Source organism: Amycolatopsis nigrescens CSC17Ta-90 (genome assembly GCF_000384315.1).
In the GTDB taxonomy this organism is placed as follows: domain Bacteria; phylum Actinomycetota; class Actinomycetes; order Mycobacteriales; family Pseudonocardiaceae; genus Amycolatopsis; species Amycolatopsis nigrescens.
Map to the genome: position 1 here is coordinate 3,503,062 of NZ_ARVW01000001.1, position 12,319 is coordinate 3,515,380.

At 71.5% G+C, this 12,319-nt stretch carries 9 protein-coding genes; 4 read left to right on the forward strand and 5 right to left on the reverse strand.

Annotated elements, in window-relative coordinates:
- Positions 1 to 21 precede the first annotated feature (21 nt).
- On the forward strand, positions 22 to 885 hold the full coding sequence (locus AMYNI_RS0116340) for a class I SAM-dependent methyltransferase (protein WP_020669097.1): 864 nt from the start codon (positions 22 to 24) through the stop codon (positions 883 to 885).
- Here the strand turns inward: AMYNI_RS0116340 and AMYNI_RS0116345 are convergent.
- The 3 genes from AMYNI_RS0116345 to AMYNI_RS0116355 all read right to left on the reverse strand — a co-directional run bounded on the left by AMYNI_RS0116345 (position 871) and on the right by AMYNI_RS0116355 (position 5,811).
- Positions 871 to 2,793 carry a TNT domain-containing protein gene (locus tag AMYNI_RS0116345; RefSeq protein WP_026360529.1) on the reverse strand — a complete coding sequence of 641 codons (1,923 nt, stop codon included), beginning with the start codon at positions 2,791 to 2,793 and terminating at the stop codon, positions 871 to 873. The two genes, AMYNI_RS0116340 and AMYNI_RS0116345, sit on opposite strands and share 15 nt — an antisense overlap.
- A 135-nt stretch (positions 2,794 to 2,928) precedes the next feature.
- On the reverse strand, positions 2,929 to 4,434 hold the full coding sequence (locus AMYNI_RS0116350; RefSeq protein WP_020669099.1) for a TNT domain-containing protein: 1,506 nt from the start codon (positions 4,432 to 4,434) through the stop codon (positions 2,929 to 2,931).
- 75 nt (positions 4,435 to 4,509) lie between these two features.
- The gene (locus AMYNI_RS0116355) at positions 4,510 to 5,811 is read right to left on the reverse strand and encodes an MFS transporter (RefSeq protein ID WP_425387903.1); all 1,302 of its coding nucleotides are present in this window, start codon (positions 5,809 to 5,811) and stop codon (positions 4,510 to 4,512) included.
- Between the two features lie 247 nt (positions 5,812 to 6,058).
- Here AMYNI_RS0116355 and AMYNI_RS0116360 point away from each other — a divergent pair, with 247 nt between their 5' ends.
- The gene (locus AMYNI_RS0116360; RefSeq protein WP_020669101.1) at positions 6,059 to 6,640 is read left to right on the forward strand and encodes a YqgE/AlgH family protein; all 582 of its coding nucleotides are present in this window, start codon (positions 6,059 to 6,061) and stop codon (positions 6,638 to 6,640) included.
- Here the strand turns inward: AMYNI_RS0116360 and AMYNI_RS0116365 are convergent.
- Entirely contained in the window at positions 6,637 to 7,065 is a 429-nt protein-coding gene (locus AMYNI_RS0116365; RefSeq protein ID WP_020669102.1) for an SdpI family protein, read from the reverse strand. The genes AMYNI_RS0116360 and AMYNI_RS0116365 overlap by 4 nt on opposite strands.
- A 65-nt stretch (positions 7,066 to 7,130) precedes the next feature.
- Between AMYNI_RS0116365 and AMYNI_RS0116370 the strand changes: the two genes are divergently transcribed.
- Together AMYNI_RS0116370 and leuS are read left to right on the forward strand one after the other, a co-directional pair.
- Positions 7,131 to 8,240 (forward strand): esterase-like activity of phytase family protein, encoded by a 1,110-nt coding sequence (locus AMYNI_RS0116370; RefSeq protein WP_026360530.1) that lies wholly within the window; start codon positions 7,131 to 7,133, stop codon positions 8,238 to 8,240.
- Between the two features lie 373 nt (positions 8,241 to 8,613).
- The gene (gene leuS, locus AMYNI_RS0116375; protein ID WP_020669104.1) at positions 8,614 to 11,457 is read left to right on the forward strand and encodes a leucine--tRNA ligase; all 2,844 of its coding nucleotides are present in this window, start codon (positions 8,614 to 8,616) and stop codon (positions 11,455 to 11,457) included.
- Positions 11,458 to 11,475: 18 nt separating this feature from the next.
- Here leuS and AMYNI_RS0116380 read toward each other — a convergent pair whose 3' ends face one another.
- Complete coding sequence (locus AMYNI_RS0116380) at positions 11,476 to 12,222, reverse strand: TetR/AcrR family transcriptional regulator (RefSeq protein WP_026360531.1); 747 nt, start codon at positions 12,220 to 12,222, stop codon at positions 11,476 to 11,478.
- Positions 12,223 to 12,319: the final 97 nt, after the last annotated feature.

Below are 12,319 nucleotides of genomic sequence, written 5' to 3' on the forward strand. Positions count from 1 at the left end.
AGTAGCTGCCAGTGTGGGTGCATGGGGACGGAAACACTGCTCGTGGAAGCACTGTCGGCACTGCGCGACGGCGATCGGGAGTCGGCCGCGCGCCAGGCGGGCCGGGCCGCCGGGCTCGGTTCGCGGCTCGGCGCCGAACTGGCCGAGCACCTGGACAGCGCGAACGGGCGGCAGGTGTACGACCAGCCCGCCGCGTTCACCACCTTCGTCCGCGGCGGCGGCAACGTCGAGCTGTACCAGCGGCTCAGCGCGGAACTGGCAAGGTGCTACGAAACACTCCGGCCGGATTCGCTGCTGGACCTCGGCTGCGGGGACGGGTTGGCCATCGCGCCCGCGCTGGAACAGGCCGGGCACGCGCCGGGGTCGGTCGAGCTGGTGGAGCCGTCGGCCGCGCTGCTCGAACAGGCACAGGCACGGCTCGGTGCCGCGGTCACCCGCAGCTCGCGGCGGACCGCGCAGGAGTTCCTGGCGACCTCGGACCAGCACTGGGACCTGACCCAGTCCACCTTCGCCCTGCAGTCGCTGACGCCGTCCGACCGGCTGGACGTGCTGCGGGCGCTGCGGGGGCGCACCGGCACCCTGCTGCTCGCCGAGTTCGACATCCCGGAGCTGACCGAAGGCAGCGCCGAGTACCTGTCCTCGCTGGTGACCAGGTACGAGCGCGGGATCGCGGAGTACGGCGAGGACGCGCGCCTGGTCGCGCAGGGCTTCCTGCTGCCGATGCTGCTCGGCCAGACCGCACCGGACGGCGGCCGGAACAACTGGGAGCAGCCGGTGCCGGCCTGGCGCGCGCAGCTCGCCGAAGCCGGATACACCGAGGTCACCGTGCACCGGTTCGCCGACTACTGGTGGTCCCCCGCGGTGCTCATCTCAGCTTCGTTCTAGGGCGCCGGTCTCCAGGTGGTGGCCGATCGGGCGGGGCAGCAGGTAGGCCACCGCGCCGCCGGGCAGCGCACCCCACGGCAGGGTGACGCCGGTGAGCACCCGCAGCGGGCGCGCCAGCCGGTACCGGGCCCGCTGCTGCTCCCGTTCCGCGGCCAGTGACGTCTCCGGGAACCGGGTCGACTCGTCGTGCACCAGGTTGCCCGCCTCGTTGCCGAACCGGAGCACGATCGCGCCGGCGGGCAGCATGACCATCCGCTTGCTGCGGTAGAAGTTCAGTGGCGGCTCGCCGCGCAGCGGCAGCACCGGCCAGTCCGGCGGCTGCTCGGCGGCCTCGGTCTCGCTCCCGTTGGTCGCCCGTCCCGGGTAGAGCAGCAGGGTGCCGAGCAGGAACCTGGCCGCCTCTTCGACATGCGCGAAATCGGCCTGCTCGGCGCCGTCCGGGCCGGACACGGCCCAGCTGTGCTCGGTCCGCCGCAGCGACCAGACGCCATCGGCCTCCTCACCGATCCGGTAGGCGGACATCGGCACGCCGTACTCGGTCAGCCGGCGCTGAAGCACGGTCAGCACCTCCGAAGCACGCAGCCCGGTCCTCGGCTGCCCGCCGCGGTCGACCAGCGTCACCGGGTCCGTCTCCGGAATGTCCTCTTTGGACTGCGCGGGGAACGGCTTGCCGAGCAGCTCCGCCTCCGCCGTGGCGCGTAGCCGCTCGCCTACGTACGGCGGCCGGAACGCGTTCGCCCTGATGTGCTCGACCAGCTCGGCCTCCGGCGGCACCCCGTACTTGCGCAGGTAGTGCGGCACCGCCGCGGGCCAGATCCAGACCCCGTCGGTGTGGAAGGCGTCCGGCACGTCCGGTTTGACGTTCGGGGTGAACAGGTCCGGCAGCCGGCCCGGCCTGGCCAGCGCCACCGGCGACCGGTACAGGTAGTCCAGCACGCCGCGCAGTTCCTCCGGCGGCACCGGCGGGCGGTTGACCACCGGACGTCCGTTCTCCGCTTCCGGCGGGCCGTCGGCCACCTTCGCCTGGCGGAAGGCGACGTCCAGCGGCAGCCCGGCCTTCGCGGCCAGCCAGGTGGGCACGTGCCGGCGGTCGCGCGGGAAGTACGCCAGCTCGGCGCCGAACGCGCGCTCGGTGGGGCGCCCGTCCTCGTTCGGCGGCAGCCGCCAGTTCGGCTCGGCGTCCACGTCGAAGTCGAAGTCGAAGGTGGCGTCCGCGTTCAGCGTGAAGGTGCCCTGGAACCAGGTGCCGGTGCCGGGCCGGTACATCGCCGAGCGCAGCAGGGTGAACAGCTGGCCGAGCCGCGGCGGGGCGGACAGCGAGGTCACCTGGTCCTCGGCCACCGACCGCACTTCGAGCTCGGAGTAGTCGCCGACCTGGCGGAACTGCGCGCCGACCCGCTGCCAGCCGTCCGGCTGGATGCGTCGCAAGGTGCGGCCGAGCTCGCGCAGCAGGGTGCTCTGGTCACCCTGCTCGGTGCTGCCGGGTGCCGGGCGCGGGGTGTCCGGTTCGGCGAAGTCGTGCCGCTGCTGCCAGAGCGCGGTGATCCCGTCCGGCCCGGCGGTGATGCTGAAGTCGGTGAGGCCGAGCTGGCGGGCCCGCGTCTCGTCCCGGCCGGTCCAGCGCAGGGTCAGCGGCCCACCGGTGGCCTGCGGCGCGACCCGGTAGATCTCGTCGTCGAAGTAGCAGTGCGTTTGCAGGCTGAACGTGGCGCTCGGCTCCGCGGCCGGCACCACCTTGGCCGGGCGGGAGTCCCACTCCAGGTCGAACCCCTCCGCCGGTTCCTCGCCCGGTGGCACCACCAGCAGCATGGTCCCGTCCGCGGTCGAGCGCTGGGCCTGGAAGACCCTGCCCTGCCAGACCGCGTACAAGGCGTCCGGCCGCTCCGCCGCCTGAACTCGATAACGCACTGCTCCCCCTGTGTTCCCCGACTTCCCCAACTGCACTGCCTCGACTCCACTACCGGCGAGTTTGCGTCAAATCCGGGTCAAATCTAGCCCGGCGGATATCCGTCGGCTCATCGCCTCACCGCTTGCTGTCCGTGTTCAGCTTTCTGGCAGCTCGATCAGGCTGCCGTCCGCTACATGTTCGCCGACGGTCTTCGGCAGCACGTAGGCCACCGCCCCGCCGGGCATGTTCGCCCAGGGCACCGTGATGCCGGAGAGCACGTACAGCCGCCGGTGCAGCCGGTACTGGCGCCGGGTGCGTTCCCGCTCCAGCGGCAGTGACGTGGACGGGAACCGGGCACCGGCTAAGTGCACCAGGTTGCCGGTGTCGTCGCCGAACCGCAGCACCGTGCTGCCCGCGGTGAGCGCGAGCATCCGCTTGTTCCGCAGCAGGGTCAGCGGTGGCTCCCCGTCCGACGGCCCGATCGGCCAGTCCGCCAGCTCGGTCGCGGTCTCCAGCGGGGTCTCCTGGCCGGCGGTGATCCTCGCCGGATGCATCAGCAGGGCGCCGAGCAGCTGCTGGGCGGCGTCGGTGACCCGGTCGAACAGCTGCGGCGACACCGGGGTCTCGCCGGTGTAGTAGGCGACTTCCCAGCCATTTGCGGTGGAGTTCAGGCACCAGGCGCCGTCGGCCCGCCCGCCGATCCGGTACGCGCTGGGCCAGACACCCTGCTCGCCGAGTCGTTTGGCGAGCACCATCAGCACCTCGAGCTCACGCAGCCTCGGGTTCGGCTGGGTCTCCCACCGGGCGGCCAGGTCGGCGGTGGTCCGCGCGTAGTCGGCGAGGCCGGGTTCGGGCCGCGGCTCGCCGCGCAGGTCGGCGGCCGCGGTCCGGCGCACCAGCGGCGGCACGTACGGCGGCTGGAAGTTCCGCGCGCGGATGTGCTCGACCAGCTCCGGCTCCGGCGCGATCGCGTACTTGCGCAGGTAGTAGGGCACCGCCGCGGGCCAGATCCAGATCCCGTCGGTGTGCAGGCCGGCCGGCACCGGGTCGGCGTCCGACGCGAAGACGTCCGGGCCGCTCTCGTCCTCGCCGGACACCACCGGTTCGGTCTCGAGGTAGTGCAGCACGTGCGGCACCTCGGCTTCCGGTAGCGGGGCCGTCTCGGTCCGCACCACCTGCGCGCGCCGGAAGTTCAGGTTCAGCGGGAGCCCGATGCGCAGCCGCCACCAGTCCGGAATGTGCTCGGCCGCGCGGGGAAAGGTGGCCAGTTCGTCGGCGAACGCGGTACTGGCGTCGTCCGGCGGGTGGTGCCAGCGCGGCTCGTCGTCCAGGGCGAAGTCGAAGTCGAAGGTGGCCCCGGCGTGCTCGATGCTTTCCAGGTTCAGCGTGTAGCGGGCCCGCAGCCAGGCCCCCCGGCCCGGCCGGTACATCCCGGTGCGCAGCTCGGTTAGCAGGTCGAGCAGTTCCGGCGGGGTCGCGAAGAGCCGCTCGGTGCTGTCGTCCACCGTGCGGGCTTCGAGCTCCACCAGCTCACCCAGCTGCTGGAAGTCGATTTCGATCCGCCGGCCGCCTTCCGGCGCGTATTCACGGGCCAGCTTGCCGATCCTGCTGAGCAGCACCCCCTGCTCGGCCGCGCTGAGTTCGAGCTGCGACTGACTCATGCCCCCATGCCTTTCGATCAGTCCCGACCGGCTTGGACGGTACCCGAGCGTAGGTTCGGTTCGTGGCGTTATCGGTCAAAGATCACCGGCCGGCCGCCGTCGCAGCACGATCAGATAACCCAGGCCGCCGAGCAGGTAACAGGCGGTGGCGGCGAGCAGCAGTGGCGGCGAACGCCCGTCCGGTGGGGTGAGGGCCGCGGCCGCCGAAACCGCGGCCACCATGGTCAGGTTGAACAACGTGTCGTACAGCGCGAAAACCCGGCCCCGCGCCGCGTCCTCGACGTCACGCTGGATCGCCGAGTCGACGCCCAGCTTGAGCACCTGGCCGGCGGCGGTGATCAGGAAGGACGCGGCCAGCGTGGTCGGCAGGGTCATCGGCAGCCCGAGCCCGAGCTGGGCGAGCGCGGCGAGCAGCAGCGCACCGAGCACCACCCTGGTCCGGCCGAACCGGCGGATCAGCCAGGCGGTGCGGAAACCGGCGAGCAGGATGCCGGCGCCCGCCAGCAGTGCGAGCTGGCCGAGTCCGGGCAGGCCGGCCTGCAGTAGCCCGAGGTCGGTGAAGGAGAACCGCATCAGCAGGACGCTGAGCAGCAGGGAGACGGCGTAGGCGGCGCGATGCGCGAACAGCGCGGCGAACCCGGCCAGCACGCTCGGCGTGCGCGCCGCCACCCGAGCGCCGTCCGTGAGGCCCCGCGCCACCGCCAGCACCGCGTCCGCCGGCTCGTCCACTGTGGACGGTCCGAGGCTGCCGCGGGCGAACCTGGCGGCGATCAACGCGGCCAACACGGGGCCGGCGAAAGCGAAGGACGTGGTCAGCGCGGAGCCCGCGTCGTCCGCGCCGAACAGCGCGCGCAGCACGATCGCGCAGCCGCCGCCGAACACCGCGACCATCGCGCCGAGCGTGGTCGCGGCCGCGTTCGCGCCGACAAGGCAGGTCGGCGGCACCAGATGCGGCAGCGCGGCGGACATCCCGGAACCGGCGAACCGGGCTACCCCTTCGACCAGCAGCGCGAGGGAGAACAACCCGGCGCCGTTCACCCCGGCGCTGAGCGCGAGCACGGTCGCCAGGATGGCCAGCGCGCGCAGCAGGTTGGCCACCACCAGCACCCGGCGCCGGTCCCAGCGGTCCAGCAGGGCGCCGGCGAACGGCCCGATCAGCGAGTACGGCAGCAGCAGGGTGGCGAAACCGCCGGCGATGGTCAGCGGGTCGGCGGCGCGCTCGGGGTTGAACAGCACCGCCCCGGCCAGCCCGGCGCGGAACATCCCGTCGGACCAGCTCGCGGCGAAGCGGCAGTAGAGCAGCCACCGGAATCCCGGCAGCGCGAAGTAGGTGCGCACGCTCTCGCGTTCGACCCCGGGTCCCGCTTTCGCCGTCACATCCCCCAAGCCTAGGGCCGTAGGGGAAGGTGGGGGGCCGCAGAGCCCCCCACCGACCACGACAGGCCGACGCACTTGGTCGCCTCTCGGCGGCTATGCGCAGTGTGGCTCCAGCCGGACGGTATTCCACAAAGGCGGTTCTTCAGTGAGCCCGGGGGACACGGAGTGCGCCGGCCTCTTCCTCCAACGGGCGGATGGAAGGCGTTGTTCCCGCGCCGCGCGACTTCTTCACACCGGGAGTGGGATCATGGGCGGCGTGCCTGCGGACGCCGAGGTTGAGCCGGGAACGCTCCTGGTCGCAGCCCCCACGATGTTCGATCCCAATTTCCGGCGGACAGTGGTCTTCGTCATCGATCACCGAGACGAGGGCACCCTCGGCGTGGTGCTGAACCGCCCGAGCGAGGTGCCGGTGGACGATGTGCTGCCCAGCTGGGGCCGGCATGTGGTGGAGCCGCAGTCGGTGTTCGTCGGCGGTCCGGTGGAGAAGAAGACTGCCTTGTGCCTGGCCGCGTTGCGCACCGGTGAGCAGGCGGCCGGGGTGCCGGGGCTGATCGGGGTGCGCGGCCCGGTGGCGCTGGTGGACCTGGACGCCGATCCGGACGTGTTGGTGCCCAAGGTGCGCGGGCTGCGGGTGTTCGCCGGTTACGCTGGCTGGGACTCGGGGCAGCTGGCCAGGGAGATCGACCGTGGTGACTGGCTGATCGTGCCCGCGCTGCCCAACGACGTGCTGGCCACCCCGGAGCGCGATCTGTGGGGCCAGGTGCTGCGCCGCCAGGGCGTGCCAACGGCGTTGCTGGCCACCCATCCGGGCGACTTGCAGCGGAACTAGTTGTTCGCCGCCTTGTTGAGCGCCGAGCAGCCGCCCGAGCCGCAGGCGCAGCCGGTGCAGCCGGCCGGGACCGCCGGCTCTTCGGGCGGGGCCGGCACGGTCTGCGCGGCCCGGTGCCCGAGCACCCCGCCGGCGGCGAGCAGGCCGAACAGCCCGACCAGGCCGACCAGCGCCGCGGTGAGCAGGCCCGAGGTGCTCGGCATCGCCAGCGCGGCCGCCCCGCCGAGCAGCCCGACCACGCCGGCCGCGATGGTCGGCAGCCCGGCGACCTTGTTGGCCAGCCGGAACGCCTCGTCGCTGCGCAGGGTGGCGCTGGTGCGGACGCCGGCGCCGCGATCGCGCGGCAGCCGTTCGCGCCAGCCGAGCAGGCCGCCCCAGCCGACCAGGACACCGAGCAACATGGGGATCAGCGCGACTACGAACACCCGATCAGGATAAGTGTCATGTGCGGGCAACCTTGCCGATACCCTGATCCGCTGTGCTGAACGCCATGTCAAGTCGCCTGTTCGTGACCGGCGTGGCCGGCACCCTCGCCCTCGGCCTGCTGGCCGCACCGGCCGCGGCCGAGCCCGCCCCGGTGCGCTTCCTCGGTGCCACGACCGTGCCGAACGCCCTGCCTTTCGACGGCACCACGGTCGGCGGCCTGTCCGGGATCGACTACGACCGGCGCACCGGTGAGTACGTGCTGATCTGCGACGACCGCTCGGCCCTGCAGCCCGCGCGCTTCTACACGGCACGGTTCGACGTCACCGCCGGCGGTCTCGGCCCGGTGACTTTCACCGACACCGAGCCGCTGCGCCGCCCGGACGGCAGCACCTACCCGAAGCAGGGGGTCGACCCGGAAGACCTGCGGGTGGATCCGTGGACCGGGCGGTACTACTGGGTCCAGGAGGGCGAGCGCGCCGGGGGCACGCTCGCGGACCCGTCGCTGCGGGTGGCCACCCGGGATGGCGGGTATGCCGGTGAGCTGCCGATCCCCGACAACGAGCGGATGACCGAGGGCGCCGGCCCGCGGCAGAACCTCGCGCTGGAAGGGCTCACCTTCGCCGCGGCGGGCTCGCTGCTGGTCAGCTCGGTCGAGGGGCCGCTGCTGCAGGACGGCCCGGAGGCGACACCCGAGCACGGTTCGCTTTCCCGGATCACCGTGCAGAGCCGGTTCGGCCCGGTGCTCGCGCAGTACGCCTACCCGCAGGAGCCGGTGTTCGCGTCGCCGAACCCGCCCGGTGCGTTCGCCACCACCGGAGTCTCGTCGATCCTCGCCGCCGACCCGCTGGATCCCACCCGGTTCCTGGTGCTGGAGCGCTCTTTCGTGACCGGCGTCGGCAACAAGGTCCGGCTGTTCGAGGTCGACACCAAGGGCGCCACCAACGTCATGGACGTGCCTTCCCTCGGCAACGCGAAGAAGCTGAAGCCGGTCCGCAAGCGCCTGCTCGCGGACCTCGCCGCCATCCCGGGTTCGACTCTGTCCACAGTGGACAACGTGGAGGGGATGACCTTGGGTCCTCGGCTGCCCTCCGGCGAACGCAGCCTCCTGCTGGTCAGCGACGACAACTTCGCCGCCACCCAGGTCACCCAGCTGATCGCACTGGCCCTCCCCTGACACGGCGCAGCGCATACCCGTCCCCGCACAGCCCGTCCCCGCACAGCCCGCCCCCGCGCAGCCCCCACCCGATCCCGGGGGGCGACCCAAGCCCAGCCTACCGCCGCCCCGCCGCGGTCCCCCGCGTTCGAGCCGGGTTGTGCACAGGCCGCGCCAGGTGTGCACAACCCGGCGGCACGGAGTGCGACCTGCACCGAATGCGGACGGGCCGCCCCGCTACCATGGATGCGTGAGCATCGCACGCCTGCTCCTTAGCCGGCCGCGCTGACCGCACTTCCGGTCCAGCGCGGCGACCCCTCATGCCCTCCGGCTGGGGGGTCGATTCATTTCCGGACTACCACGCGGCAGGCGCACTACACGGAGGAAACCGGCCATGACTGAGGCGACCGATACGGCCCCCGGCCACCGCTACACGGCGGCACTGGCGGGGCAGATCGAGCTGCGCTGGCAGGACTACTGGGCCGACCACGGCACCTACCACGCGCCGAACCCGGCCGGTCCGCTCGCCGAAGAGGGCAAGCCGGTGCCCTCGGACAAGCTGTTCGTGCAGGACATGTTCCCGTACCCGTCCGGCGCGGGGCTGCACGTCGGGCACCCACTCGGCTTCATCGGCACCGACGTGTTCGCCCGGTACCACCGGATGATCGGGCGCAACGTGCTGCACACGATGGGCTTCGACGCGTTCGGCCTGCCCGCCGAGCAGTACGCGGTGCAGACCGGGCAGCACCCGCGCAAAACCACCGAGGAGAACATCCAGACCTACCTGCGCCAGATCCGCAGGCTGGGCCTCGGCCACGACGAGCGCCGCCGCATCTCCACCATCGACCCCGAGTACTACCGGTGGACGCAGTGGATCTTCCTGCAGATCTTCAACTCCTGGTACGACGAGCGGGCCGGCAAGGCCAGGCCGATCCTGGAGCTGGAGACCGAGTACGCGCAGGACAAGCGGCCGACCCCGGACGGCCGCGGCTGGTGCGAGCTGACCAGGGCCGAACAACGCGACATCATCGACTCGCACCGGCTGGCCTACATCTCCGAGGCACCGGTGAACTGGTGCCCCGGCCTCGGCACCGTGCTCTCCAACGAAGAGGTCACCCCGGACGGGCGCAGCGAGCGCGGGAACTTCCCGGTGTTCCGGCGCAACCTGCGGCAGTGGATGATGCGGATCACCGCCTACGCGGACCGCCTGGTGGACGACCTTGACCGGCTGGACTGGCCGGAGAAGGTCAAGTCCATGCAGCGCAACTGGATCGGTCGCTCGCACGGCGCCAGGGTCGCCTTCGCCGCCGGCGAGCAGGAGATCGAGGCGTTCACCACCCGGCCGGACACCCTGTTCGGCGCCACCTACCTGGTGCTGGCGCCCGAGCACCCGCTGGTCGACGAGCTGACCGCGGCCCAGTGGCCGAACGCGGTGACCGAATCCTGGACCGGCGGCGCGGCGACACCGGCCGAAGCGATCGCCGGGTACCGCCGGGCGGCCTCCCGGAAGTCCGAGCTGGACCGCCAGGAGAACAAGGACAAAACCGGCGTGTTCACCGGCTCCTACGCGGTGAACCCGGTGAACGGCAAGCAGATCCCGATCTTCGTCGCGGACTACGTGCTGATGGGCTACGGCACCGGCGCGATCATGGCGGTGCCCGGCCAGGACCAGCGCGACTGGGACTTCGCGGAGAAGTTCGAGCTGGAGATCATCCGCACCGTCCAGCCGACCGACGGGTTCGACGGCAAGGCCTTCACCGGTGACGGGGTCGCGATCAACTCGGCCTTCCTGGATGGGATGGGCGTCGACGAGGCCAAAAAGACGATCATCGAATGGCTGGAGGAGCACCGGCACGGGCACGGCACCGTGCAGTACAAGCTGCGCGACTGGCTGTTCTCCCGGCAGCGTTACTGGGGCGAGCCGTTCCCGGTGGTCTACGACGAGGACGGGCGGGCGCACGCGATCCCGGACAGCATGCTGCCGGTCGAACTGCCCGAGGTGGACGACTACTCGCCGCGCACCTTCGAGCCGGAGGACGCCGACTCCGAGCCGTCGCCGCCGCTGTCCAGGGCGGCCGACTGGGTCGAGGTGACCCTGGACCTCGGCGACGGGCCCAAGACCTATCGCCGCGACACCAACACCATGCCCAACTGGGCCGGCTCCTGCTGGTACCAGCTGCGCTACGCCGACCCGGTCAACACCGAGCGGTTCGTCGACCCGGAGAACGAGCGCTACTGGCTGGGCCCGCGACAGGCCGAGCACGGCGCGACCGACCCCGGCGGCGTGGACCTCTACATCGGCGGGGTCGAGCACGCCGTGCTGCACCTGCTGTACTCGCGGTTCTGGCAGAAGGTGCTGCACGACCTTGGCTACGTGTCCTCGGACGAGCCGTACCGGCGGCTGTTCAACCAGGGCTACATCCAGGCCTTCGCCTACGTCGACTCCCGCGGCTTCTACGTGCCCGCCGAGCAGGTCGTCGAGACCGACGGCAAGTTCTTCTTCGAGGGCGAAGAGGTCAAGCAGGAATACGGCAAGATGGGCAAGAGCCTGAAGAACGTGGTCACCCCGGACGAGATCTCCGAGAACTACGGGGCGGACACCTTCCGGTTCTACGAGATGGCGATGGGCCCGCTGGACGTGTCCAGGCCGTGGGCGACCAAGGACGTGGTCGGCGCGCACCGGTTCCTGCAACGGCTGTGGCGGCTGGTGGTGCACGAGGAGACCGGCGCGGTCCGGGTGTCCGAAGTGGAGGGCACCGCCACCGAGGAAGACCTCAAGCAGCTGCACCGGACGATCGCCGGGGTTCGCGAGGACTACGCGGAGATGCGGTTCAACACGGCCGGCGCGAAGCTGATCGAGCTGAACAACTACCTCACCAAGAGCTACGGCTCGGCCGAGGTCACCCCGCGTGAGCTGGCCGAGCCGCTGGTGCTGATGCTGGCCCCGCTGTGCCCGCACGTGGCCGAGGAGCTGTGGCGGCGCCTTGGCAGGTCCGGTTCGCTGGCGCACGGGCCGTTCCCGATCGTGGAGCCGCGGTACCTGGTTCAGGAGACCGTGGAGTACCCGATCCAGGTCAACGGCAAGGTGCGGGCCAGGGTCACGGTGCCGGCCGACGCCGGCACCGAGGACGTGCAGGCCGCCGCGCTGGCCGACGAGAAGATCGTCGCGCTGACCGGCGGCAACGCCCCGCGCAAGGTGATCGTGGTGCCCGGCCGCCTGGTCAACGTCGTGCTCTGACCCGGCGCCCGGCCGGGGTCAGTCGAACTTGAGGCCGATCTCGCGGGCGAGGTCGGCGAGCATGGCGTCGAAGAGCACGTCCGGCTTGGACACCGGGATCGGGTAGTTGCCGAACACCTCGAGGGTGACGTGGCCGTAGAGCCGCGCCCAGAACTGGATCATCAGGTAGGTGGTGCCGAGGTCCAGCTTGTCCGCCGGGAAGTCCAGCCCGGACTCGTTCAGCACGGACAGCAGGTCGCGCTGGAAGACCAGCAGGTCGTCCCGGATCTCGGCGGGCACCGCGTCGTCCGGCGGGGTGTCCAGCTCCTGGGTGGCCAGCACCTGCCCGGCGCAGACCAGGAAGATCCGCCCGAACGGCTCGTCCACCCTGCTGATCCTGGCCACGCTGCCCTCGGTGGACCCGGTGCCGCCGGTCGGTGAGGCGAACACCAGGGTGAACTCCTTGGTGTGCGTCAGCGCCCAGCGGCGGAAGCCCCTGCACACCGCGAACAGCTGGGTGGCCCCGCCGTGGTCGGACAGGGCGGCGATGTCCTCCGCCAGCTCCGCGCCGAGGTCTGCGCAGACGTCCAGCCGCAGGTGCTCGATCAGGTCGTCGCGGGAGCCGTAGTACCGGTACAGCGCGGGCGCGGTGATGCCGAGCTCCCGCGCGATCGCGCGCAGCGTGACCGCCTCCGGCCCGTGCTCCACCAGCAGGGCACGCGCGGTCTGCCGGATGTCGTGGTCCGTGGCGGCCCGCACTCGTCCGCGGCGTGTGGGCTTTTCCATCCTCACCCCGCTGGGACGCTTGTTAGAACACAGCTGGAACACCTTCTTCCGCATTCTATGAGCTCAGCCCAGGATATCGGCCGGGACTCGCTGATCA

Coding starts and splice junctions, on each gene's coding strand:
- AMYNI_RS0116340 (WP_020669097.1), top strand. CDS start 22: ATGGGGACGGAAACACTGCTCGTGGAAGCACTGTCGGCACTGCGCGAC.
- AMYNI_RS0116350 (WP_020669099.1), bottom strand. CDS start 4,434: ATGAGTCAGTCGCAGCTCGAACTCAGCGCGGCCGAGCAGGGGGTGCTG.
- AMYNI_RS0116360 (WP_020669101.1), top strand. CDS start 6,059: ATGGGCGGCGTGCCTGCGGACGCCGAGGTTGAGCCGGGAACGCTCCTG.
- AMYNI_RS0116370 (WP_026360530.1), top strand. CDS start 7,131: ATGTCAAGTCGCCTGTTCGTGACCGGCGTGGCCGGCACCCTCGCCCTC.
- leuS (WP_020669104.1), top strand. CDS start 8,614: ATGACTGAGGCGACCGATACGGCCCCCGGCCACCGCTACACGGCGGCA.
- AMYNI_RS0116380 (WP_026360531.1), bottom strand. CDS start 12,222: ATGGAAAAGCCCACACGCCGCGGACGAGTGCGGGCCGCCACGGACCAC.